Below are 20,092 nucleotides of genomic sequence, written 5' to 3'. Positions count from 1 at the left end.
AACGCAATAATCCGATGACTGGTTCTCCATGAGACGTTCTCCGCGAAAGTTGACGGTTCAACGGAATAGCCGAAACCGATCTGCATAGGATCTATTACGACATGGCGCTCGAGTGCGGCTCCGAAGACCCGGCAGATGCCTCGATCACTCGGCGCGTCCTCACCGTCATGCTCGCCGACGATTACTGACCGCGTCCGCGGGCAAATCCAACCTTTCGAAATCGACTGCGCGCTCTTCCAGCCCTCCGGGCCGCGCGAGGGGAGGGGGAAGGCGAGCGTGAGGCTCGCAGAACCGAAGGCACGCGACCCCGGCCGACCCGGCCTTCCCATTCCACGAGGAGATCCGTCTTGAGCACTCCAGAACCGAGCTGCGCCACGCTGCCGCTCTCGCGCATCGTCAAGGGCGACAATCCGCGTCGCTATTTCGACCGGAAAAAGCACGACGATCTCGTCGCTTCGATCCGCATTCGTGGCATCCTGCAGCCGATCCTGGTTCGTCCGGCACCCAGCTCGGACGATAGCTACGCCATCGTCGCCGGCGAGCGCCGGTACAGGGCGGCGCTGGAAGCGTTCGGTTCCGACGGCGAGGTGCCCGCGATCATCCGCGAGATGACCGACCAGGAGGCCCTCGAGGCGGCAATCGACGAGAACGACAATCGCGACGACGCCTCGGAGACGGAACAAGCGGACGCGGCCGTTCGCGTGCTCGCCGCATGCCGTAACGATCGCGCCGAGGCCGCGCGGCGTCTGGGCTGGTCGCGGGCCAAGCTCGATCGCCGCCTGGCGCTCGCCGAACTCTCCGAGGCGGTCAAACTTGCGCTCGACGAACGGCGGATCAAGGTCGGCCATGCTGAACTCCTCGCCGCGATCCCCGCCGACAAGCAGGACAAGGCCCTCGAGACCATCCTGGGCTCCGGTCTCGATGTCAGCAAGACCCGCGACCTCCTCATGCGCGTCACCCAGAATCTCGGCGCGGCGTGCTTCGACAAGACCGACTGCACCACCTGTCCGTTCAACTCGGCCGCACAGCGAACCCTGTTCGAAACCCATGTCGATGACGGCCATTGCACCAATCCGGGCTGCTTCCAGCTCAAGACCGAGGCGTGGGAAACCGCCCAACGCGAGGAGCAGGAGCGCGCCGCTGCCGCGGCCAAGGCAGCGGCGCCGCCGCCCGCAGACGACATCGAGGACGAGGAACAGGATGACGACGAAGACGACGCCATCGACCAGAGCCCGCCGGAAGCGGACGATCAGGAAGAGGCAGGCGACCGCGCCTCGCCTTCGGGCACGGCAGCCACGCCCGCATCCACGCCGCCCACTGTCGTTCAATCCAAGGGCAGTATAGTCCAGGCGCACAAGCCAACGGTCACCGTCAAGTCGATCGCCGGCCGCACCAGCGACCTGCGCGAGGCGACGTGGCGCACCGCGCTCGCCCGTGCGCTCGCCGGCAATGCCGCGCACGCCCAGACCGCGATCCTGGTCGCCGCGATGTCGGGCACGCTCTCGCAGATCAAACCGGAGACGCTGAAGGCCCGCGCCGGCCTGCTGGTGGGCGCCTCGTTCCCGGAGCTCGCCTACAGCGCCAAGATCGCGGAGATCCGCGCGTTGCCCGAGGCTCAGGCCGAGAAGGTGCTTTCCGCGATCGGCGCCGCTTATGCCAAGGATGTGCTCACCTTCGGCCATGTCGCCGACCTCGCCCGGACCTTCGACGTCGACCTGCGCGATGTCTGGCAGGTCGATAAGACATTCCTCGAGCGCTACACCAAGGACGAACTCAGGTTCATCGCCCAGGAGTGCGGCCTCGTCGCGCATGTAAGCGAAAAGGCGTTCGCCAAGCTGCTCAGTGCGAAGAAGGCCGACCTGATCGCTGGCATGCTCAACGCCACCGGCTTCGACTGGGCCGGCCGCCTGCCGAGCTCGATGACGCTCGACGGCCAATATGGCCCGCCCCCCGTGCCGGCCCAAGCCGAAGAGCCGCTCTCCCGACAAGCCGCCTGACCCGCTTCTCCAATCTCACACAAGGACCGAACGCCATGCTGATCTCCAGCCTTCTTCCTATGCTCGCCCGCTACTCGCTCGGCTTCGATCTTGTCGCCGGCGCCAACGACACGGTCACCCTGACCATCCTTCCGCGCAAGGCCGAAGGCGCAAAGGACAATCTCGAGGCCAGCGAAACCCGGCCGATCTCGATCACGGCGACCGCCGCAGAAATCGATGCGGAGCTCGCCCGGGGCCCTGACGGCGCGCTCGGCCAGCTCATCGCCTCGCGCCGCACCCTTGCCGATCAGATCGCGGAGCAGCGACAGGCTGCCGAAGCCGCACGGGCGGCCGCCGCCGAGGCAGCCAAAGCCAAGGCGGCTGCGCCCAAGACGCCCGCGCCTGCAGCCTCACCGAAGACGCCGGCTCCCAGCAGCCCGCCGGTCGATGCCAAGGCCGAGGAGCCCGCCAGCCTCTGGTGACGCGCCGCCCTTGAACTTCCCGATCACCACCAGCCCGGAAGGCCAGCCATGCAGATCAACCAGCTCACCCGCGCCTATCGCTACGACGGCATCGACCTGCCCGTGCCGCCGCACCTTGCGGACGACCGCCAAGCTCTGCGCGCCTATCATGCTACCCTCTACCCGGCGATTCTCACTGCCGAGGCGGTGGACGCCGGCGTGTCGGGCACCGCCCACGTCACCGAATATCGCCGCGCCGTCGGCACCAAGGGCTGATCGTGCCCTGCGGCAACGACGCGCCGATCCCCGCCGCACCGCGCAAGACGCTCCTCGAATGGATCGAGCACGACGATGGCAACACGAGCGAGTTCCCCCAGCCTTCCTGCAGCGCCCAGGCCAAGGCGCTTCACGCGCGGATCCTCCCCGATCCCGACAACGGCAAAGGCGAAGCGCCGGAGCCGCTCCAGCCTCCTCCCGGTCTCAGGCTCGCGCCCCTCGGTTGACCTCGCGGGGCGAACGGTCGCGTTATCGGCCGACATTCCCGCGACCTTCGACCAGCCCCTCAGCAATCACCACAAGCTGATCGGCCGCTGGGTCGCGGGGCGAGAGCCGAGCGCCAAGCAATACACCCGTGTGAGTGCCCGCCGCCGCATCGAGCAGGTTTTCAACGCTGCCGTGCTCGAGATCCTGGACCCGATCGAAATCGTCGACCTGCGGATCGCGGTCCTCACCGGCGAAGACGCCAACCCGCCGGCGATCGCGGTCGCGTGTGACAGCCTCGGACAGCTGGATCTCGGCTGGATCGAAACCGGCGAGGCGCCCACCCCCTGGCGTGCCGCGGCCTATGCGGCGCTCGGCGAAACCCTCGGCACCGCGCTCCCGATCTTCGGCTACCAGGACCTCTTCGACGAAATCTCCATGTATTACTGGGACGGGGAGATCGACGACGAGGGCGCGCGCCAGAGCCTGATCGCCTATCACGGCCTCAGCGCCGAGGAACTCGAAGAGCAGACCATGCCTTCGGAGATGAACGCGCGCCGGCCTGACTGGATGATCGGCGCGAACGCGGCGAAACCGGCCGCCCTTCCGAAGGGCCTGCGCGAGGCGCTCTGCCAGCTTCGCGACGCGCACAAGGCGCTCAAGCGGCTGCCATCGGACCGCAACGCCTGGCACTTCGATACCGACATTCTCTACGAATATGTGCCGGGGATCGAGGAATGCTCGTCCCTGCCGCCGTTGACGCTCGTGCCTTTCGATGAGTTCGCGCGCGAGCTCGACGATGTCGCCCGCCACGGCATGGAAATGGGCTTCATGGACGTCTGCGGCATCTGCCCGCTGCCCGATGTCAGCCGGATCGACGACTGGTTCGCAAGCCTGCGCCTCGGCGTCCAGTTCCTGCTCGCCGCCCAGGACCTCGTCCGCTTCGACCCACCCAATCCGTGAGGCCGTCATGTCCGATCACAGCAGCCACTTCGAAACCACTGGCGGCGGTCTCGTCCTGACCAACGCCGTTCTGCTCTATCAGGCGGGAACGCCCCGCACGCCCAGCCCTTATGGCGCTCCAAGGCCGGATGCGGCGGCCTTCGCCAGCATGCATGCCGTCGAGCACGATGCGGACGGGCGTCCGACGATCGCCGCCGGCGTGCCCCTGTCGCGGGCACAGCTGCGCCAATGGACAGAGGCGCTGGGCCGGACCGCGGTTCCAGAGATCCTGCCGGCCAATGTGCTTGTCTCCCACCCGGACGTCCTCGCCTGGTGGGTGCCGGAGCAGGTGCGCCAAGCCTATTTTGCGCTGTCGTCGCCCCCCGATGGCCTTCGGGCGCTCGCACGGCGCACTACCGTCGCGGTGCCATACCCGGCCCATCTGTTCGTCGCCACGCGCTCCGGCCTCGGCGTTTACGCGCTTGCCGCAAGCGAGCGCCCTGCCGCCGACACGCCGGTGCTCCATTCGCCGATCCTCAACGTCTTCATCCAAGGCCGGCTGTGCTGGGGCAACATCCCGAGGCCGAAAACACTGGGCGTTGCCGCCATCTCGGAATTCGAGCGCGCGGTGTTCGACAGCTGGTCAACTCACCCCAACCCCGGCCAGGAGCGGACGGTCACGGGGAAGGGCGGCCTGGTCAGGCTCTGGGACGATCTTGCCGCGCGCGGCGCGCGTCGTTTTCCGGTGAAGCGGCTCCGATCCTTCCATCCTGCCGCCGGCCAGCGGCAAGTCCGTCCCGCCGCTGATGCGGTCACGGTCGGTATGCTCGTTGCCGCAGCGGCAGGGAGATGATCATGATCGCCGAAGATCCGACCGCGGCGGCACTGCTCGCTGTCGTGCCCTGCTATCCGGTGCCATCGAGCGGTGGCTCGCCGGCACTCGACGCGCTTCGCGGCAGCCGTGCCGGCCACGGCCTTGCGGTGGGCAAGGATGGCGTAATGCTCATCCTGCGCCGGCCATGGCTTGCTCTCGATGCGCCGGTGACGCCGCCGATCGCCGCCTATCTTCCTTATGGCAGCATCGGGTCACCCAAGGCCGACCTGCGCTGCGGACTGATCCCTGGCGAGCATCTGGCTGCGATCCTCGATCACTTCCGGGCGGCTCTGCCCAACGAGGCTGCGGCCTTCATCCTCTGGAACGAGACGACCAACACGTTCGCGGTCGATTTTCCGGCAATCGACGACGCCACGCCGACACGCCTCGTCTATCGCCCCCCGGTCTGCGAGCCGGGCTGGCACATGGTCTGCGACATCCACAGCCACGGGCGGGGGCCCGCCTATTTCAGCGCGACCGACGATGCGGACGACGCCCACGCTACGAAAATTTCGCTCGTCATCGGCCGGCTCCACGATCCCGCTGGCCCGGTCATGGCAGCGCGGCTCTGCGCGGGCGGCATGTTCCTGGCCGTACCGCGCAGTCCATTTTCCGGAGACAATCCATGCAGCCTGAGAGCCCCAAGCGCCACTATCTTCCCGCCGCCTTCGACAACAGCGCTGTCCGAATCCTGCTCGTGGGATGCGGTGGAAACGGAGCGCAAATGCTGATGGGGCTCGCCTCGCTCGATACCGCATTGCGCGCAATTTCCTCACGCTCGCTCGAGGTCACCGTGGTCGACGAAGACATCGTCACCGAGGCGAATCTCGGCCGCCAGCCCTTCTACCGCTGCGATCTCGGCAATTCGAAGGCGAGGACGCTGACCGAACGGATCAACCTTGCCCATGGTCTGGCCTGGAAGGCGGTCCACGGCCGCGCACCCGGAGCGATCGGCGTCGACAACAGCCATGTGCTCATCAGCTGCGTCGACACGGCCTCGGCCCGCCGCGCGCTGGGCGCGGCGCTGCAGGATGCGCGGAACCCGCCCATCTATTGGTTGGACCTCGGCAACCGCGCCAGCGACGGCCAATATCTGATCGGATGCCCGGGCCGTGGAACCGGCCGCGACGATAATCGCCTTCCAACGGTGCTCGAGGCTTTTCCCGAACTCGCCGACGAGGGCCTGGCCGAAGACGATGCGCCCTCCTGTTCGGTCGCCGAGGCGCTCGAGCGCCAGTCGCTCTTCGTCAACCGGGTGCTTGCGAGCCACGCGCTGGCGCTCCTGTTCGATCTGCTCGGACGCGGGTCGATTGGCCACGCCGGCGCCTTCGTGAATCTTGCCACCGGGTACAGCGTTCCGATCCCGCTACCTATGAAGGTCGTTTCCCTGTGCTAAAGCAGGTGGCTCGCCACCCCTGTGAACGGTGATGGTCCGGTTGCGTCACCGCGCTCGGACCATAGCATTATTCTGCCGAGGCCGTTTCAGCAGGAGCGATTTCGACCGGTGCTGTCGGCGGGGTGTCAGCTTTCGTCGCACGGCTGCGCTTTGGCTTTGCAGGCTCGACAGCCGCTGCCGGTTTCCCTTTGCCGATGGCGGCCTTGGCGTTCGACGTTTTTGGCGAGGCCTTTGCAGGGGCTGCCTTCGCGCGCGGCCCGCGAGCGGGCGTCGCCTTCACTTGCGCAGCTTCGCTGGCAGTCGCTTCGGGCGTTGGGGCCGGCTCGCCTGCCGGCGCCGCAACGGTCTCGGCGACAGCGCTGGGCTTGCCCTTCCCGGCTACGGCATTGGGCTTCGCCTTAGTTGCCGGGGCAGAGGCATTCACTCGAGCCTTGCGCACCGGCGCGGGCACTTCCGCGACCACTTCCGCAGGCGCCACTTCGGCTGCCGGGGCTTCGCTGCCCGCCTCGGCTAGCGCCGGATTAGCGGCGACGTCCTTCCGCTTGCCGCCAAGACCAAGTTTCAGGGCGGCCTCCCGGCGCGCGGCGGAATAACCGGGTGCGACCATGGGATAGTCCGCGGGCAGATCATAGCGCGCGCGATATTCTGCGGGCGTCAGGCCGTGAGTCGAGAGATGGCGTTTCAGGGACTTATAAGGCTTGCCGTCGATCAGGCTCAGTATCTGATCGGGCGACGCAAGGCTTGCATCTACCGTCACCGCTGGCTTGAACTCGGGGGCTGGTGTCGGCGGCACAGCCGCTGGTTCAACTGACACCGGCGCGGACACTGTCTCTTCAGGGGCTGGCGACACCACTGGTGCATCGCCCAACAAGGCTTTTCGAGTTCCCTCGACCAGCGCGGGCAGTTCGCTGCTCGGCACGGTGTTGTTCGCAAAATAGGCGCTGAGCAGCGCCACGGTCAGAGACATCACGTCCGACTGTTCGGCCTCGGCCATGCAGGTTCCTTCTTTTGTTTGGATAGACTGGTCTTGACCCATGCGTGATTGCGCAAGCGTAAACAGATACGTGCCGTCATTCGGCGTGCAAGTCAAAGGGAGGGAGAAAGAAACTCATGGATGGCGTGGCGATTGGGCCGCGCAACTGTCTCATCGAGAAAATTTATGGCGGACAGCTTCGTTGAGGGGCTCTTTCTCCTTCACCTGCTCAAGCAAATGAAGCTGCATTGAGTGAAGAGCCTCTCACCAACGAAATCGAGGCGTCTCTTCCGGGCGCCTGACATTCTCCGCCCGCGAACGGCGGAAAACCAATCATCCGAGGAAATATGTAATGACCGACACCACTTCGTCGGGCGCGCCCGCGCGCCTCTATAGCCAGACCCCATATGACGATCGAGGCAACTTCCATTATCAGGGCGATCTCTATCGTCCCAGTGATAATCTTGCGACCCTCGCTGGCCGCATCGAACCGCATCTGGCGCGGTGCTTTCCGAACGCGTCCTTTGCGATCCAGACCCAGAAATTCGCGGGAGGACGCAAGATCACCGCTGAGATCCTCGACTGGCCCGAGGATCTGACCGGGCGTGACGCTCAGGAGGCCGCGCAGGTCGCGATCCGCGACCAGATGGAGCGGTTCGGAACTACCCGCACCAACCCTCTACAGGACTTCTGGTCCTGCTCCTTCTACTGCGAAGCGCGCATTGGACAGGTTTATTGGTCGGCGCTCGCGAAACGCAACGGACTGAAGAATCCGGTCGACGCGATCGTATCGCTGGCCGCCTTCAAGAAGCGCGTAAAAGCGGGCGACGCCCTCAAACTGGTCGATGCGCCGGCAGGGCATCGCGCAATTGGGACCACGCGGACGATCACCAAGGTGCGCTCGGGCGATCTGATCCTCGAAGGCAAATCCTATCTCGGTTTCCCGCGGGCGTCGGCTTTCGCGTGCGATGGCAAGTTCGTTCGCATCTCGATCGGATCGGAATATGAGCCGGACGCCCATCTGCTGTACGAGTGGATAGTGCAAAAGGCCGCGTGAGACATGGCCCTCATCGTCAAGGGCGGCGCCGTCTGCCAGAGCCCTCCGCGTCGGCGCCGACCATTCCGTATCGTGCAGAAGGGCTATCCCGACATCTGGGCGGCTGACTGGGCTGACGCCTCGCGCCTTTACTGCGATCGGCGGGACATGAACGGCCTGGGCGCAAGTATGTTCCCTGAAGCCACCCTGCTCCTCGAACACATGCCTGTCGGCCGCATCAGCTACAACGGCCGTATCTGGCTTCCAGGCGAGTGGCGTCCGGACGACCGGCCACTGTACGATAACCAGATCGCGTCCGGCACCTGACCGCGCGCTCTGGTCCTCCCATCCGAAATCGCCGTCCCGAGGAAACTCCATATCCGCAAGCGGCGTCCGAACGGCGAGCGCTACGTCCACATCGAGACCGAGGCCGAGACCAGCGCCGCTGTGCCTGATCGGTTGCGAAAGGGGAGAAGGGGAGGGCCGGGGGAGCAGGTCCGCTCTTGTCCAGGAGACCCCGATGCCCCTTCCCACCGTCATCCACAGCCAGGTCGATCCCGCCGCGATCACCAAGGTGACGCGCCTCTTCAACAACACGCTGGTCGACACCCTGGCTGAGCTCATCCAGAATTCGCGCAGAGCCGGCGCGACGGTCATCGATCTCGATGTTGCCGAGGCCGACGGGCAGAGCTGGCTTGTCATCGCGGATGACGGCGCGGGTATCGCCGATCCCGCCGTGATCCTGGCGCTCGGGCGCTCGGGCTGGGACGACAACATCGCGCGGCGCGAAGACCCTGCCGGCATGGGCGTCTTCAGCCTTGCCGGTCGCCATGTCGAAATCCGCTCCTGCCCGCGCGGTCCGGGCGAGGGCTGGGCTATCACCATCGGACCAGACCATTGGGAATCGGGCGCACCGATAGCTGTCGCCCCCTGCGATCATGGCTTCGGAACTGCAATCCGTCTTCTGCTCGACGACGATTGCACTAGGAATCTCGAAGCAGTGGCCAGCGGCGCGGCGCGCTATTGTCCCACACCGATCCGTTTCAACGGCGTACCCCTTACGCAAGCCGACTGGCTCGCCGGGGCCGATGTGGTCGAGGAGGTCGATGGCGTGCGGATCGGCCTGTTCACCGACGGGCGCACGACGCCCCATCAACCGCGCATCAATTTTCACGGCCTCACGGTTCCTTGCGTCCTGCCGTCAGTCGACGAGAAGGATCGCCATTGGTGGGCCCGGGTCGATATCGTCGATGCGCCGGCCCTGCAGCTCGTCCTGCCGGCCCGCAAGGAGATGGTCGAAAACGCCGCCCTCGAAGCGCTTCGCAATAGGGTGCTCAAGACGATCTACCGGCACATCGCCTCGCTCGGCAGCCATCGACTGTCTCATGCGCAGTGGACCGAGGCCGCCCAGCTTGGCGTCGATCTGCCCGAGGCGACGCCGCTCTTGCGGGCATGGATCCCGGCGACTGCCGACCAGAACAGCGGGCGCGAGAGTCAGGGGCTCATCCCCGCCGATAACCTGATGCTCGTCGATGACTTCGGTCCGCCACTCGAACAATGCGCGGCGTTCGCGCTTGCCCGCGATGGCCGTCTGAGAGGACGCTTGGCTGACCCCGACACTGCCATGGCCGGATATAGCTGGTACGACGCACTGCAGCGCATCGCCGCGCTCCGCTTCGAGATCGAGCGCGATGGCCGCGCCCATGTCTTCGACTGCACCGAGCTACCCGGTCTCGAAAGCGGCCCGGTCGAACGGCTCGACCTCGTGCTTGAAATCACAGGTCCGCAGCCCGAAACGATTACCGTCCCGGCACCTGTCGTCATCGAATATGACGATGGCCTGTTCTGGACCTTCGAAGATGCGAATATCCTGCTGGGCTCTCGCGACGCCGTCTCGCCCGAGGAGCTGGTTGATCTGCTGGAAGCCGCTTGCTTCTGCGCGAGCGACGATCGCGACGCTGATAGCTGGGAGACCCAAAACGACCGCTTCCTTCTCGACGCCAGGGAAATGGCTACCCGCCTTCTGCTCGGCGACGATGCCGCGCTCGTCGAGCGCCTGCGGGCGATCATCGCTTATCGCGCCCAATGGTTCGTGCCCGAAGGCCGGCAGTTCTCGGCGGTGATCGGCCGCGACGCGATCGCCATCGAGCTCCAGCCCACCAACCAGGTGGCGGCATCCTGACGGCATAATTGGAGGACCAAGCCATGCGATCCATCAAACGAGCGGCGCCGGCCGATCGCGCCGCCGTGGCGGAGGCGATTGACCATCTGCGCGCCGCGCGTAACCTTCTCGCCAGGAGCGGCGCCCCGCGTGCCGCCAGGGCCGTTCGCAAGGCACTGCGCAGCGCCGAAGGCGCGGCCCGGCACGTCAACCATCGTATCCGCAGGAGCCAGACATGAGCCGCTACGAACTGAAGCCGAGGCCCGGAAACGGTGTCATCAAGGCGGTGATCGGATGGGATCGCCCGCTGCAGAGCTTCTTCGCGCAAGTCTTCACGCCCACCGAAGACGAGCCCGACGAGGGCGAAGCAACGATCTGGCTCGGCACGGAGCCGGGGGAACTGCCGACCCCCGAGGCCGCGATCCGCGTCGTCGAAGCCTATGCGGACATTCCCGAAACGCTGGCGGCGTCCCTCGCCGCCGACCGGCACGCGACCATCGGGATGGTGGACGGCGTCCACCAGACGCGAGCCAAATTGAGTCTCTTCGGCACTCGCTCCTAAACCCCCCGAGGCCGCTGAAGCGGGCCTCGGAAATGGCGCTTGCGCGCCTGCTCGGCCGAACGGCCGAGGAGGGGAGTGGGGAAGGAGGAAGTTGGCTCGGACACAGTGTTCGAGACCGGCTTTCAGGAGACTTTCCCATGAATATCGGTTCGATCAAGCAGAATGACGCCGGCATTTTCGTCGGCAAGATCGCGACGCTGGCGATCGCGATGACGATTGCGCTGCGCGAGGTGCACTCGGCCAATCCGAAGGCGCCGAAGTACGAGGTGCTGGCGCTGTCGGCATCGCGGGCGTGGGTGCAGGTGGGTGCTCTGTTCGAGCTTGCCTCCAACAGCACCGGCGAGGCGTTCCTCAACGGCAAGATCGAGGATCCGAGCCTGGCCGCGCCGCTCTACGTGTCGGCGTTCCGTCAGGAGGACGGCAGCTACAACGTCGTGTGGTCGCGCCCGACGCGCCGCCGCGACCTCGCCTCGGAGATGGCGCCCAAGGCCGACGAGGGCCTGCCGCCGCTGCCCGGTGCCGACGAGACCGCCGGCCCCGCCACACAGGGCACCGAAGCCGGCCTCGGACAGTCCTCCGCAAGCCATGCCTTCGCTGGCTGATCGCACACGCCAAGTCACGAAAGGCCCTCGCTCTTCGCGGAGCGGGGGCTTTTCGCAATTTCCCCGGCCGTGCGGCCGCAGAGGAGAGGGGGCTTGGGCTGGTTGCTCACCGAATTGGAGAAGGCCATGTCCGACATCATCGATCTGGGCGGCGCGCCAGCGAACGAGGATTGCGCCCAGCTCGGGCACACATCCGACTTCGAGCGATTGAACCGCCTTGAGGTCGCCACCTACCGCGCGGCAATCATCGCCCGTTTCGGTCCGCCGCCTGACGGCTGCGCGCTGCTCACATTGACCAACCGGCACGATTTCGGCGTCTATTACACGCTCGGTCTCAAGGTCGATGCAAGCGCCACGCGGCGCGATTCCACCGTCGCCACCTATGCGGAGACCGTCGAGAACGGCCTTGGCAGCTGGATCGAGGCCGGCTTCGCCGCGCCGGTCTGCTATGAGGACGGGGAGGCCCCCAAGGTCGAGCGAAGCTCGATCGACGACATCGTCATGGGGGCGCTCCTCGCCACGCGGCCCGGCCCCGACGGACACTTCCCGGTCGCCGACTTCGCGATACTCCACCGCAATCTGGCTGCAGGCTATCCCCGCAGCGCCGAGGCCGCACAGCGCCTCCCCGAGGAGATTTGACCATGACCGCGACAGATCAATCTGCCGATGCCGCCATCACCGATCCGATCGAGGCCGAGTTGCAGGCGGCCCTGTCCGCCGTGCGGACAGTCGAGGCGCGCTGCAAGGATGCCTTCCTCCCGCATCTGCTCGATCATGGCATTGTCCGTGTCGAAATCCACTACGATGGCGGCGGCGACCAAGGCAGCGTCGGTGATGTCAATGCCTACACGCTGGAAGGCGAGATCGCGCTGCCGCGCATCCTCTGCGATCACCATAGCCTCGCCTATAGCGGCGAAGTGTCGACCCGCACGATCGACCTCGAGGATGCTCTGAGCGCCTTCGTCGACAACGCCATCTGCGCGCGGCACGCCGGCTGGGAGGACGGGGAGGGCGCTTATGGCACCATCGCCATAGACGTCGCCAGCGGCGCGGTGACCCTCACGCACAACAGCCGGTTCATCGACTATGACACGACCGAGGCGGAGCTATAGGCGATGTCGCACTGCTATTATCACGCGCTCAGCTCCGTGAAGCGCTGGGGCGGCGAGGCCGAGGACTATCTGCCCCTCCACCAATGGTTCGACGAGTCGAAGAAGATCGTCGCGGACCCCCGCCACCGTTCCTTGCGCCACCATGCAGAGGGCATATTCATGCTCGAGACGGTCTTCGGCGTGACGATCCGAAACGCTGATGGACGGGATATCCCGGTGCGGTTGATCGGGGAACAGCACGTCCAAGAGGATCTTGGCCGTATTCCCTCCTTCGCTGACTGGGCGCGGCTCATCCAGCCGATGCCGTGGATTCTTCGGGGCAACCCGGCCGGGTCACCGGGATTGGATCCAGATGTTGAAAACATGTGCCGGGTTGCTCCAGCGACGCAATTGTAGTAACATGGCTACATGCCCAAGTGCGAGGCTCTTATGAACATGACAACCATTTCAAGTCGTGACTTCAACCAAGGTGCGAGCCGGGCAAAGAAAGCTGCCCGCAAGGGCCCTGTCTATATCACCGAACGGGGCAGGCCCACCCATGTGCTCATGACGATCGAGGATTATCATCGACGGCAGGGCAAGAAGCCCCGCAGCTTGCTCGCGACCTTGGCGCAAGCCGGCGACGATGCTGACTTTGACTTCGAACCCAGCAAGCTGGATCATATCGTCCGACCGGCGGATCTGGATTGATGTTTCTCCTAGATACGAACGTCATCTCCGCGCTTCGCAGACCTGAACGGCTGCCTCCCGAGGTGACATCCTGGGCGGACGAAGCCGATGTCGACCAGTGCTACATTTCGGTCATATCGGTCCTCGAAATTGAACTAGGCATTTTAGCCAAGGAGCGCGTCGATGCTTCTACCGGCCGCATTTTGCGGACATGGTTTCAAACCGACGTGCTGGCGGCGTTCGATGATCGCATCATCCCGATCGACACCGAAGTCGCGATGCGGTGCGCCGCATTGCATGTGCCGGATCCCCAACCGGAGCGGGATGGTCTGATCGCCGCGACGGCGGTTGTGCATTCGATGACGCTTGTTACCCGCAACGTTGCGGATTTCGAGCGCACGCCGGCCAACCTCCTAAATCCCTGGCATTGAACTGGCGCTGAGCCGAAGTTGATTTGAGGTGACAGACCATGAAGTCTCGGCACAAAGATCCGAAAGCAGGCGACACATCCAGGCGGGAAGTGCTGCGCCTCCCCGACTTCAATGCAGATGATCGCAAAAATGTTGCAGCTGCTCGTCCTCCGGTAGCAGCGGACGCTTTCAATGAAGAAACGCGGCCGGCGTGACCGCGGCACCCTTCGGCAAGGCCGCTGCGGGAAAAGCTCTCGATCGCCTGATCGATCTTGCCCGGTCCGACACGGGCCAGGCGCGCCGCGCCGCCAACTTCCTGCTCGCCTGGTGGAATGGCGAGGATTGCGGTCATTTTCCCATCGCCGATCTCTTCGGTGTCGATGCGACGATCGCGACCCATATCACGACCATCATTGGATTTCTTGGCCAGCATGAAGGTGCGATCTACCCCGATGCCTTCGGTCGCAAGGCCGAGATGATCGAACTGGTCGGGCGCTGGCGCGACTTCGCCGACGAGGATGGCTGAGCGCTCGCATCGGGACGCTATCGGCGCTATTGTCGAGTCCCATGGCCGAGCTTGATCCCCACACGCTGCGCGTCGCCGCTTCGCTCGTTCGCTCGCGGATCGAGACCATAAAGCTCGACGGGCGCATGGACGGGCTCCAGCGGTTGGGTGCGCACCGTACGCTCACCCAGCTCGCGGTGGATCTCGAAGTGTCGGCCGACCATGTCGGGCCTCCCCGCCGGCGCAAGCGTACGAGCTGAACGCGCCAACCCGGCGGTGACGCCGGCCGGGCCTTCCGACCATCGCTGACCGAGGCCGAGAAGCTTCTCCGCACGTCTTCTGCCGTCCGCGCTCCGCGCACGGGGAGGGAAGGGGGGAAGAGGATGGCGGCCGGGCCTGTCTCCGAGGCCGGGGACCGGCCTTGCGCCGCACGCCCTTCCTGAGGAGCCATTATGGCCAACCATTTTACCAAGGCGAGCTTCACCTTCGCTGTCACCGATGCCGAGGCCGAAATCTTCCGGCATGTCGGCGAGGCTGCCGAGATCGTTGGCGATTCCCGCCTCGCACCCGATCAGCGCGCTGCAGCCTATGCCGACCTTGGCGCGGGCTTCGCCGCCTGTTTTCCCCCGATCGACTCCGATCCCTTCGGCGGCTTCCTCGCGATCTTGAGCGATCCCGATTATCCACGGCTCGGCTTCTCCGTCCAGGTCGATCCGTCGGATGGGACAGGGCGGTGCAAGGTCTGGCTCCATGGCGATCAGTTCGACGTAGAAACCGCCGCGCAACTGATCCAGAAGGTCGCGAAATCCGCGCTGCCGGCCGGCTTCGAATATTGCCTCGATTGCGACCGCCTGCGCCCTGGCGAATTCGGCGGCGGCTATGTCGTGATCCGCGAGGATCGCTTCGAATTCGCCTCATCGGCCCAGCTCCTCGAGCGGGCGCTTTCGCGCGAGCACCGTGAAGGCGCCGACGGCTACGTCCTCACCACGCGAGATGCTGAAGAGGGTCTGCTGTTCTGGAACAATGACACGGGCTTTGGCGAGCTAAGCACCGCAACCGTGTTCTCCGAAGCCGAGGCCGGCCGTTTCGACGTTCCCATCGCCCATGATCAGCCGGAATGGCTGGCCATGCCGGCGCCGATCTCCTGAAGGAGCCCGCCCATGCGCTTCATCATCGCTCTCTACGAGATCGACCGCGCCTATGGTGGGCCTGAAGAAGGTGCCTGGTGGTACGATACCGGCGAACTGGCTCGATTGCTGGCGCTCGCGCCCACCGAGACCCGCGCCGTCCAGCTTGCCGATCGCGCCAATCGCCTGCTCGAGCGGTTACAGCGCCACCGCCGCCGCGTCGATTCCGTCCTCTACGACGGTGGGCGCTATGCCGCCATCGTCTTCGAATGGACGGCGCCGCCGGCATTTCCCGAAGTCCGGCCGCAATACGCCTGACCACGCACGCGCAGGCAACCGGTCCGCGCCTGCTCCCTCCTGACCCCCCAGACCGACCATCCCAAGGAGGATTCTCCATGTCGACCTATCATGTCGCCTTCACGGCGCGTGTCCCTCACTGGATTCTCGAGCACGCCGAGGCCGGGAACACGGACCGTGCGCGCAGCTGGATCCTCTTGCAAGGCTGGTATGAGCGCCGCAGGCTCGAATGGAACGCCACGCTTACGGTGGAACCGGACAAGGCCCACTCCCCGATACGCCATGAGGTCATTCTCGATCTCGATTGTCCCGAAACCGACAGGCCCAGCGCCGCCTCGTTCGCGTTCACCGTCAAGGTAGGCGTTCGCCATGGCGAGGATCCGATCCACAAAGCGCGCCGCGTGCTCGATCTGTCCCGCCGCCGTGACTCGCTGTGCCGCAAGGCCGACCGCTGGGACGTTCTGGACCGCGGCTCGTTTCGCGCCGTGCGCGGCAGTTCGCTGATTGGACCGATGCCGCCGCAGTGGCCCATCGACCGGACGCTGACCGCCTTTTCGAGCCATCTGGGGAGCTATGGACAAGGCGGGGTCGGCCTCGCGGGCTGGCAATGCAACGGGGGATCATGGATGGTGCTGCCGCTGACCTACTCCGACGGATGGATCTGGCTCACGCGCGAGGAGATACGGCCAGCGCCGGACCATCGGTCACTTGCGATCGCTGTCGATCAGCGAATCCTCGGTGTGCATCCCGATCAGCTCGCGGACTTCCCGCCCTGGGAGCATCGCTATGCCGGTCAACATCAGATCCTCGACATGCCTGACTTCGGAGCCGAAAGGCCCACAATCCTGCGGTTCGACGCGAGCGAGACCGGCTTCATCCTCGAGGCCGCCAACGGTCCGACCCGCTGGCGCTTCGCCATGGGCGACGACCTACCGCGCCCTGTCTGGGGCGGTTCGCGGAAACCGCGGCTGCTGTGCGAGGGCGAATCCGTCGCCGAGGCCTTCTGCCTCGCCCATGATTGCTATCTTGAAGTCTGACCGGGGTCACGCACGTAGCACTCGCCCACGCGCTACCGCGATCGTTGCTGTGACCGCATGCCATCGGTCGCGGCCCGCTGACCTACCGCTTCCGACATGGAGGATCACATGATCGTAATTTCAGGCCTGCGATGGAAGGTCCTGGCAGCCAGCGCCCCAGCCTGCTGCGACCCGGCAGATGTATGCCGCGAGGCCGTCGAACACTGCAACGCCTTGAGGGTCGGCATCGACGTCAGCTTCCGCGACAACATCATCGAAGCCCGGCCCGGCAGCGATCCCGCGCAGCTCGCCGACATCTTCGAGCGCCGCGCGGCCGAGCTGGCCAAGCCGGTCGGCTCTCCCTCGTCCGACCACGTTCAGTCCCAAGGGGAACGACCATGACCACCATCGTCCTGAGCAACGGCCATTTGCGCACAGAGACCGCCGACGCGGCGATCGACGCGCTGATCGAGATCCTGCGCGATCATCCGCTCAACCGTCTGTTCGAAAAATATGGCGACTTTGTCGAACGCGACGCCCGCAATCTGCGCGGCGAATGGCTGGAAGGCGTCGAGAATGCCGTCAGCTTCTTCGGCAACTTCTTCGATCGCTCTCATATCTTCAGCATCGTCTCGAACGATCCGGATCATGTCGACCGGCTCTGCACGGCGATCGCGGCCAACAGGCAGCGCGCCGACTATCTGCGTCAGCCGCCGCCTTATGATTCCGACAAGCTGGTCATCGAGCGCAAGCGTTTCAGCGTCACCCAAGGCGAAGTGCTGCTGACCTATAACGGCCAGCGGATCGAGCAATATGGCGACACGATCCGGCTCAATGGTCGCGGCGACTATGACGGCCATGACGACCATTACTGGCACGGCATCGCAAAGCGCGACCTCGCCCGTCGCCATGTCGAGGCCTTCGACCGCAGCAGGACCGCGAGCGAGCGGCCTGCTTCCTTGTAGCTGTCATCGCCCAGCCAGTACCGGCGGCCCGGGGCGGCCTGACCGCTTTAAGGCGATCAGCGGCATCCCCTCACAGATCCATTTTCGCCCCGAGGCCGCGGAAGCGGGCCTCGGATGTGGCGCTTGCGCGCCTGCTCGGCCGAACGGCCGAGGAGGGGAGTGGGGAAGGAGGAAGTTGGCTCGGACACAGTGTTCGAGACCGGCTTTCAGGAGACTTTCCCATGAATATCGGTTCGATCAAGCAGAATGACGCCGGCATTTTCGTCGGCAAGATCGCGACGCTGACGATTGCCATGACGATCGCGCTGCGCGAGGTGCACTCGGCCAATCCGAAGGCGCCGAAGTACGAGGTGCTGGCGCTGTCGGCATCGCGGGCGTGGGTGCAGGTGGGTGCGCTGTTCGAGCTTTTCTCTAACGGCACGGGCGAGGCGTTCCTCAACGGCAAGATCGAGGATCCGAGCCTGGCCGCGCCGCTCTACGTGTCGGCGTTCCGTCAGGAGGACGGCAGCTACAACGTCGTGTGGTCGCGCCCGACGCGCCGCCGCGACCTCGCCTCGGAGATGGCGCCCAAGGCCGACGAGGGCCTGCCGCCGCTGCCCGGCGCCGACGAGACCGCCGGCCCCGCCACACAGGGCACCGAAGCCGGCCTCGGACAGTCCTCCGCAAGCCATGCCTTCGGCTGCGAGCCGCAGCAGGAACAGCAGCAGGAAGGCGGACGCCGGCAGCGTCGTCAGCGCGCGCCGGAGCAGGCGGAGGAGCCCGAAACCGTCTGAACCTCCCCGTGCCCGGTCCCACACCTCCAGGCCGGGCACACCCTCCCGCTGGGCTCGCTTCGCTTCTCGCGAAGCGGGCCCTGTTTTCATTTACCCGGCAGCCCGCACGTCTGCATTCCGGCTTCAGTCTCCCTCTTGCGGAACCCGTCGTCGTGCCATGGCCAGCAGCGCAGCGACGACGCATCCCGCGACGATCCCGAAGGTCAGGTCCTTGACCAGGGTCAGCCCAAAGGTCGCCAGGAGCACCAAGGCCGTGGGCCAGCTGCGGATCAGGCGCAGAAACTCCGCCTTCTCGGCCATGTTCCAGCACACCACCAGAAGGACGCCGGCGAGCGCGGAGAGCGGAACGTACCGTGCGAGCGGTGCCGCGACGAGCATGAAGAGCAGGACGAACAGCGCGTGCATCATGCCCGACAGCGGACTGATCGCGCCGGCCCGAATGTTGGTTGCTGTGCGTGCGATCGTGCCGGTGACGCTGATCCCTCCGAACAAGGCGGACACGATATTGGCAAGCCCCTGCGCAACAAGCTCCATGTTGGAGCGATGCTTGCGCCCGGACATGCTGTCGGCGACCTTCGCTGACAGCAGACTTTCGACGCCGCCGAGCAGCGTAAACGACAGGGCCGACGGCAGCAGCTGGAGAACCAGCGCCCACGACAGCTGCGGCGCCTGCGGCGTCGGAAGCCCACGCGGGATCTCTCCGAAACGGCTGCCGATCGTCTCTGCCGGAAGCTGCAGCCAGGCGGCAGCTATCGAAGCCAGGACGACCGCGATCAGCATACCGGGCCAGTTCGGCCGGAACCGGCGCACCACGAAAATCAGCGCGGCGCATCCCAGGCCGAGCACCGCGGCCGCGGGCGTCACCGTCGAAGCCGCGTTGCCCAGCCCCACCAGCTTGGGGATGAGGGGGCCAGGTTCCGCTCCGTCGAGATGAAGACCGAAGAGGTCCCGGATTTCTCCGGAGAAGATCGTCACCGCAATGCCGCAGGTGAAGCCCACCGTCACCGGATGGGGAATATGGCGGATCAATGAGCCCAGCCGCGAAAGTCCAATCAGCGTCAGCAGGGCCCCGGACAGCATCACGGTGACGAGGAGGCCGTTCAGACCGAATTTCGTCGTGGTCGCCGCGACCAGAACAATGAAAGCCCCGGCGGGACCCCCAATCTGATAGCGGCTACCGCCCAAGGCCGAAACGAGGAATCCGCCGATGATCGCGGTATAGAGCCCTCGCTCGGGCGACACCCCCGAAGCCACGGCGATCGCCATCGACAGCGGCAGAGCGACGATCGCGACCGTCACGGCGGCCAGCACGTCCTTGCGAAACGACGAGAAGGAGTAGCCCTCGCTCAGGACCGTGAGCAGCTTCGGCCGGAAGAGATGCGATGTCGCCGTTCCGTCAGGCATCGCTATGACGCCGACGCATTGTCCGGCGTGCGCCGCACGGGCTCGCGCAGGGTCGGGCTGGTGGGATCGCGCAGCCGGACGCCACGCCCGCCACTCGTGCTAACGCTGTTTTCCCGGATGAGTTCGATGCCCTCGCGTTCGAGCGCGTCGACCACCTTGGTCAAGGTGTCGACGACGCCCCGGACATAGCCATCGCTCGCCGCTTCCATCCGCTGGATCGTGGGAAGCGATACGCCGGCGCGCTCGGCGAGCGTGCGCTGGTCGATTCCGAGAAGCGCGCGCGCCGCGCGAAGCTGGGCCGGAGTGAGCATCGGCATGATGTAAAATACATCAGAAATGACGTCAAGGATC

General features: G+C 65.6%; 29 protein-coding genes and 1 pseudogene. 27 read left to right on the top strand and 3 right to left on the bottom strand.

The genetic code is table 11. The features are described 5' to 3' along the window. Positions 1-92: 92 nt before the first annotated feature. The 9 genes and pseudogenes from GGR43_RS18980 to GGR43_RS18940 all read left to right on the top strand — a co-directional run. Positions 93-188 (top strand): annotated as a pseudogene (locus tag GGR43_RS18980) (DUF3768 domain-containing protein); the annotation flags it as partial. A gap of 159 nt (positions 189-347) precedes the next feature. Beyond that, positions 348-1,997: a PRTRC system ParB family protein gene (locus GGR43_RS18975; RefSeq protein ID WP_011950466.1), complete on the top strand. Its 1,650-nt coding sequence runs from the start codon at positions 348-350 to the stop codon at positions 1,995-1,997. Between the two features lie 35 nt (positions 1,998-2,032). Beyond that, positions 2,033-2,458 carry a PRTRC system protein E gene (locus tag GGR43_RS18970; protein ID WP_011950465.1) on the top strand — a complete coding sequence of 142 codons (426 nt, stop codon included), beginning with the start codon at positions 2,033-2,035 and terminating at the stop codon, positions 2,456-2,458. A gap of 48 nt (positions 2,459-2,506) precedes the next feature. Beyond that, a complete protein-coding gene (locus GGR43_RS18965) occupies positions 2,507-2,713 on the top strand; it encodes a PRTRC system protein C (RefSeq protein WP_041380136.1) in 207 nt (68 codons plus the stop codon). Positions 2,714-2,715: 2 nt separating this feature from the next. Beyond that, positions 2,716-2,940 carry a hypothetical protein gene (locus tag GGR43_RS18960; protein ID WP_129927365.1) on the top strand — a complete coding sequence of 75 codons (225 nt, stop codon included), beginning with the start codon at positions 2,716-2,718 and terminating at the stop codon, positions 2,938-2,940. Between the two features lie 130 nt (positions 2,941-3,070). Then, positions 3,071-3,880, top strand: a complete 810-nt coding sequence (locus GGR43_RS18955; protein WP_230461523.1) for a hypothetical protein — start codon at positions 3,071-3,073, stop codon at positions 3,878-3,880. 7 nt (positions 3,881-3,887) lie between these two features. Continuing rightward, positions 3,888-4,712, top strand: coding sequence for a PRTRC system protein B (locus GGR43_RS18950; protein WP_011950463.1), 825 nt, complete (start codon positions 3,888-3,890; stop codon positions 4,710-4,712). Continuing rightward, positions 4,709-5,464: a PRTRC system protein A gene (locus GGR43_RS18945; RefSeq protein WP_017183250.1), complete on the top strand. Its 756-nt coding sequence runs from the start codon at positions 4,709-4,711 to the stop codon at positions 5,462-5,464. Before GGR43_RS18950 ends, GGR43_RS18945 begins: the two co-directional genes overlap by 4 nt. Continuing rightward, on the top strand, positions 5,359-6,129 hold the full coding sequence (locus GGR43_RS18940; protein ID WP_011950461.1) for a PRTRC system ThiF family protein: 771 nt from the start codon (positions 5,359-5,361) through the stop codon (positions 6,127-6,129). Before GGR43_RS18945 ends, GGR43_RS18940 begins: the two co-directional genes overlap by 106 nt. Positions 6,130-6,196: 67 nt before the next feature. Here GGR43_RS18940 and GGR43_RS18935 read toward each other — a convergent pair whose 3' ends face one another. Beyond that, positions 6,197-7,123 (bottom strand): Ros/MucR family transcriptional regulator, encoded by a 927-nt coding sequence (locus GGR43_RS18935; RefSeq protein ID WP_011950460.1) that lies wholly within the window; start codon positions 7,121-7,123, stop codon positions 6,197-6,199. A 331-nt stretch (positions 7,124-7,454) separates the two neighbouring features. On the opposite strand from GGR43_RS18935, the gene GGR43_RS18930 reads away from it, so the two are divergent. The 18 genes from GGR43_RS18930 to GGR43_RS18845 all read left to right on the top strand — a co-directional run bounded on the left by GGR43_RS18930 (position 7,455) and on the right by GGR43_RS18845 (position 18,337). After that, the gene (locus GGR43_RS18930) at positions 7,455-8,159 is read left to right on the top strand and encodes a hypothetical protein (protein WP_011950459.1); all 705 of its coding nucleotides are present in this window, start codon (positions 7,455-7,457) and stop codon (positions 8,157-8,159) included. A gap of 3 nt (positions 8,160-8,162) precedes the next feature. Then, on the top strand, positions 8,163-8,465 hold the full coding sequence (locus GGR43_RS18925) for a hypothetical protein (protein ID WP_017183247.1): 303 nt from the start codon (positions 8,163-8,165) through the stop codon (positions 8,463-8,465). Positions 8,466-8,658: 193 nt separating this feature from the next. Beyond that, complete coding sequence (locus tag GGR43_RS18920; RefSeq protein WP_011950458.1) at positions 8,659-10,320, top strand: ATP-binding protein; 1,662 nt, start codon at positions 8,659-8,661, stop codon at positions 10,318-10,320. A gap of 214 nt (positions 10,321-10,534) precedes the next feature. Then, the gene (locus tag GGR43_RS18915) at positions 10,535-10,861 is read left to right on the top strand and encodes a hypothetical protein (protein WP_011950457.1); all 327 of its coding nucleotides are present in this window, start codon (positions 10,535-10,537) and stop codon (positions 10,859-10,861) included. 137 nt (positions 10,862-10,998) lie between these two features. Further along, a complete protein-coding gene (locus GGR43_RS18910; RefSeq protein WP_011950456.1) occupies positions 10,999-11,463 on the top strand; it encodes a DUF736 domain-containing protein in 465 nt (154 codons plus the stop codon). Positions 11,464-11,589: 126 nt separating this feature from the next. Beyond that, complete coding sequence (locus tag GGR43_RS18905; protein ID WP_026002487.1) at positions 11,590-12,102, top strand: hypothetical protein; 513 nt, start codon at positions 11,590-11,592, stop codon at positions 12,100-12,102. A gap of 2 nt (positions 12,103-12,104) precedes the next feature. After that, complete coding sequence (locus GGR43_RS18900) at positions 12,105-12,575, top strand: DUF6878 family protein (protein WP_011950454.1); 471 nt, start codon at positions 12,105-12,107, stop codon at positions 12,573-12,575. A 3-nt stretch (positions 12,576-12,578) separates the two neighbouring features. Then, positions 12,579-12,971, top strand: coding sequence for a DUF6915 family protein (locus tag GGR43_RS18895; RefSeq protein ID WP_017183642.1), 393 nt, complete (start codon positions 12,579-12,581; stop codon positions 12,969-12,971). Positions 12,972-13,004: 33 nt separating this feature from the next. Further along, positions 13,005-13,265 carry a type II toxin-antitoxin system Phd/YefM family antitoxin gene (locus tag GGR43_RS18890; protein ID WP_017183643.1) on the top strand — a complete coding sequence of 87 codons (261 nt, stop codon included), beginning with the start codon at positions 13,005-13,007 and terminating at the stop codon, positions 13,263-13,265. After that, entirely contained in the window at positions 13,265-13,675 is a 411-nt protein-coding gene (locus GGR43_RS18885) for a type II toxin-antitoxin system VapC family toxin (RefSeq protein WP_011950451.1), read from the top strand. Before GGR43_RS18890 ends, GGR43_RS18885 begins: the two co-directional genes overlap by 1 nt. Positions 13,676-13,865: 190 nt before the next feature. Then, positions 13,866-14,180, top strand: coding sequence for a DUF7673 family protein (locus tag GGR43_RS18880; RefSeq protein ID WP_011950450.1), 315 nt, complete (start codon positions 13,866-13,868; stop codon positions 14,178-14,180). 41 nt (positions 14,181-14,221) lie between these two features. Next, positions 14,222-14,419: a hypothetical protein gene (locus GGR43_RS18875; protein ID WP_017183644.1), complete on the top strand. Its 198-nt coding sequence runs from the start codon at positions 14,222-14,224 to the stop codon at positions 14,417-14,419. Positions 14,420-14,611: 192 nt separating this feature from the next. After that, the gene (locus GGR43_RS18870) at positions 14,612-15,307 is read left to right on the top strand and encodes a hypothetical protein (protein ID WP_011950449.1); all 696 of its coding nucleotides are present in this window, start codon (positions 14,612-14,614) and stop codon (positions 15,305-15,307) included. A gap of 12 nt (positions 15,308-15,319) precedes the next feature. Continuing rightward, the gene (locus tag GGR43_RS18865) at positions 15,320-15,604 is read left to right on the top strand and encodes a hypothetical protein (protein WP_011950448.1); all 285 of its coding nucleotides are present in this window, start codon (positions 15,320-15,322) and stop codon (positions 15,602-15,604) included. Positions 15,605-15,681: 77 nt separating this feature from the next. Continuing rightward, positions 15,682-16,620, top strand: coding sequence for a hypothetical protein (locus GGR43_RS18860; RefSeq protein WP_011950447.1), 939 nt, complete (start codon positions 15,682-15,684; stop codon positions 16,618-16,620). A gap of 108 nt (positions 16,621-16,728) precedes the next feature. Further along, complete coding sequence (locus GGR43_RS18855) at positions 16,729-17,001, top strand: hypothetical protein (RefSeq protein WP_011950446.1); 273 nt, start codon at positions 16,729-16,731, stop codon at positions 16,999-17,001. Next, entirely contained in the window at positions 16,998-17,564 is a 567-nt protein-coding gene (locus GGR43_RS18850) for a hypothetical protein (RefSeq protein ID WP_011950445.1), read from the top strand. The genes GGR43_RS18855 and GGR43_RS18850 overlap by 4 nt, the downstream gene beginning before the upstream one ends. Positions 17,565-17,785: 221 nt before the next feature. Beyond that, positions 17,786-18,337: a DUF736 domain-containing protein gene (locus tag GGR43_RS18845; protein ID WP_011950444.1), complete on the top strand. Its 552-nt coding sequence runs from the start codon at positions 17,786-17,788 to the stop codon at positions 18,335-18,337. 123 nt (positions 18,338-18,460) lie between these two features. On the opposite strand, the gene GGR43_RS18840 is transcribed toward GGR43_RS18845, so the two are convergent. Together GGR43_RS18840 and GGR43_RS18835 are read right to left on the bottom strand one after the other, a co-directional pair. Beyond that, entirely contained in the window at positions 18,461-19,741 is a 1,281-nt protein-coding gene (locus tag GGR43_RS18840; RefSeq protein ID WP_011950443.1) for a SulP family inorganic anion transporter, read from the bottom strand. Between the two features lie 2 nt (positions 19,742-19,743). Beyond that, the gene (locus GGR43_RS18835; RefSeq protein WP_011950442.1) at positions 19,744-20,058 is read right to left on the bottom strand and encodes a helix-turn-helix domain-containing protein; all 315 of its coding nucleotides are present in this window, start codon (positions 20,056-20,058) and stop codon (positions 19,744-19,746) included. Positions 20,059-20,092 lie beyond the last annotated feature (34 nt).

The sequence above is a fragment of the Sphingobium jiangsuense genome (assembly GCF_014196495.1).
Taxonomy (GTDB): domain Bacteria; phylum Pseudomonadota; class Alphaproteobacteria; order Sphingomonadales; family Sphingomonadaceae; genus Sphingobium; species Sphingobium jiangsuense.
The sequence above is the reverse complement of the archived record's forward strand: the minus strand, read 5'-3'. Positions and strand labels throughout refer to the sequence as shown.

What these genes read in the sequence shown, in the direction of transcription:
- GGR43_RS18905 (WP_026002487.1), top strand. Translation starts at nt 11,590, where the DNA reads ATGTCCGACATCATCGATCTGGGCGGCGCGCCAGCGAACGAGGATTGC.
- GGR43_RS18885 (WP_011950451.1), top strand. Translation starts at nt 13,265, where the DNA reads ATGTTTCTCCTAGATACGAACGTCATCTCCGCGCTTCGCAGACCTGAA.
- GGR43_RS18870 (WP_011950449.1), top strand. Translation starts at nt 14,612, where the DNA reads ATGGCCAACCATTTTACCAAGGCGAGCTTCACCTTCGCTGTCACCGAT.
- GGR43_RS18865 (WP_011950448.1), top strand. Translation starts at nt 15,320, where the DNA reads ATGCGCTTCATCATCGCTCTCTACGAGATCGACCGCGCCTATGGTGGG.
- GGR43_RS18835 (WP_011950442.1), bottom strand. Translation starts at nt 20,058, where the DNA reads ATGCCGATGCTCACTCCGGCCCAGCTTCGCGCGGCGCGCGCGCTTCTC.
- GGR43_RS18925 (WP_017183247.1), top strand. Translation starts at nt 8,163, where the DNA reads ATGGCCCTCATCGTCAAGGGCGGCGCCGTCTGCCAGAGCCCTCCGCGT.
- GGR43_RS18840 (WP_011950443.1), bottom strand. Translation starts at nt 19,741, where the DNA reads ATGCCTGACGGAACGGCGACATCGCATCTCTTCCGGCCGAAGCTGCTC.
- GGR43_RS18950 (WP_011950463.1), top strand. Translation starts at nt 3,888, where the DNA reads ATGTCCGATCACAGCAGCCACTTCGAAACCACTGGCGGCGGTCTCGTC.
- GGR43_RS18935 (WP_011950460.1), bottom strand. Translation starts at nt 7,123, where the DNA reads ATGGCCGAGGCCGAACAGTCGGACGTGATGTCTCTGACCGTGGCGCTG.
- GGR43_RS18930 (WP_011950459.1), top strand. Translation starts at nt 7,455, where the DNA reads ATGACCGACACCACTTCGTCGGGCGCGCCCGCGCGCCTCTATAGCCAG.
- GGR43_RS18920 (WP_011950458.1), top strand. Translation starts at nt 8,659, where the DNA reads ATGCCCCTTCCCACCGTCATCCACAGCCAGGTCGATCCCGCCGCGATC.
- GGR43_RS18900 (WP_011950454.1), top strand. Translation starts at nt 12,105, where the DNA reads ATGACCGCGACAGATCAATCTGCCGATGCCGCCATCACCGATCCGATC.
- GGR43_RS18945 (WP_017183250.1), top strand. Translation starts at nt 4,709, where the DNA reads ATGATCATGATCGCCGAAGATCCGACCGCGGCGGCACTGCTCGCTGTC.
- GGR43_RS18895 (WP_017183642.1), top strand. Translation starts at nt 12,579, where the DNA reads ATGTCGCACTGCTATTATCACGCGCTCAGCTCCGTGAAGCGCTGGGGC.
- GGR43_RS18860 (WP_011950447.1), top strand. Translation starts at nt 15,682, where the DNA reads ATGTCGACCTATCATGTCGCCTTCACGGCGCGTGTCCCTCACTGGATT.
- GGR43_RS18970 (WP_011950465.1), top strand. Translation starts at nt 2,033, where the DNA reads ATGCTGATCTCCAGCCTTCTTCCTATGCTCGCCCGCTACTCGCTCGGC.
- GGR43_RS18940 (WP_011950461.1), top strand. Translation starts at nt 5,359, where the DNA reads ATGCAGCCTGAGAGCCCCAAGCGCCACTATCTTCCCGCCGCCTTCGAC.
- GGR43_RS18910 (WP_011950456.1), top strand. Translation starts at nt 10,999, where the DNA reads ATGAATATCGGTTCGATCAAGCAGAATGACGCCGGCATTTTCGTCGGC.
- GGR43_RS18875 (WP_017183644.1), top strand. Translation starts at nt 14,222, where the DNA reads ATGGCCGAGCTTGATCCCCACACGCTGCGCGTCGCCGCTTCGCTCGTT.
- GGR43_RS18890 (WP_017183643.1), top strand. Translation starts at nt 13,005, where the DNA reads ATGAACATGACAACCATTTCAAGTCGTGACTTCAACCAAGGTGCGAGC.
- GGR43_RS18855 (WP_011950446.1), top strand. Translation starts at nt 16,729, where the DNA reads ATGATCGTAATTTCAGGCCTGCGATGGAAGGTCCTGGCAGCCAGCGCC.
- GGR43_RS18965 (WP_041380136.1), top strand. Translation starts at nt 2,507, where the DNA reads ATGCAGATCAACCAGCTCACCCGCGCCTATCGCTACGACGGCATCGAC.
- GGR43_RS18845 (WP_011950444.1), top strand. Translation starts at nt 17,786, where the DNA reads ATGAATATCGGTTCGATCAAGCAGAATGACGCCGGCATTTTCGTCGGC.
- GGR43_RS18915 (WP_011950457.1), top strand. Translation starts at nt 10,535, where the DNA reads ATGAGCCGCTACGAACTGAAGCCGAGGCCCGGAAACGGTGTCATCAAG.
- GGR43_RS18850 (WP_011950445.1), top strand. Translation starts at nt 16,998, where the DNA reads ATGACCACCATCGTCCTGAGCAACGGCCATTTGCGCACAGAGACCGCC.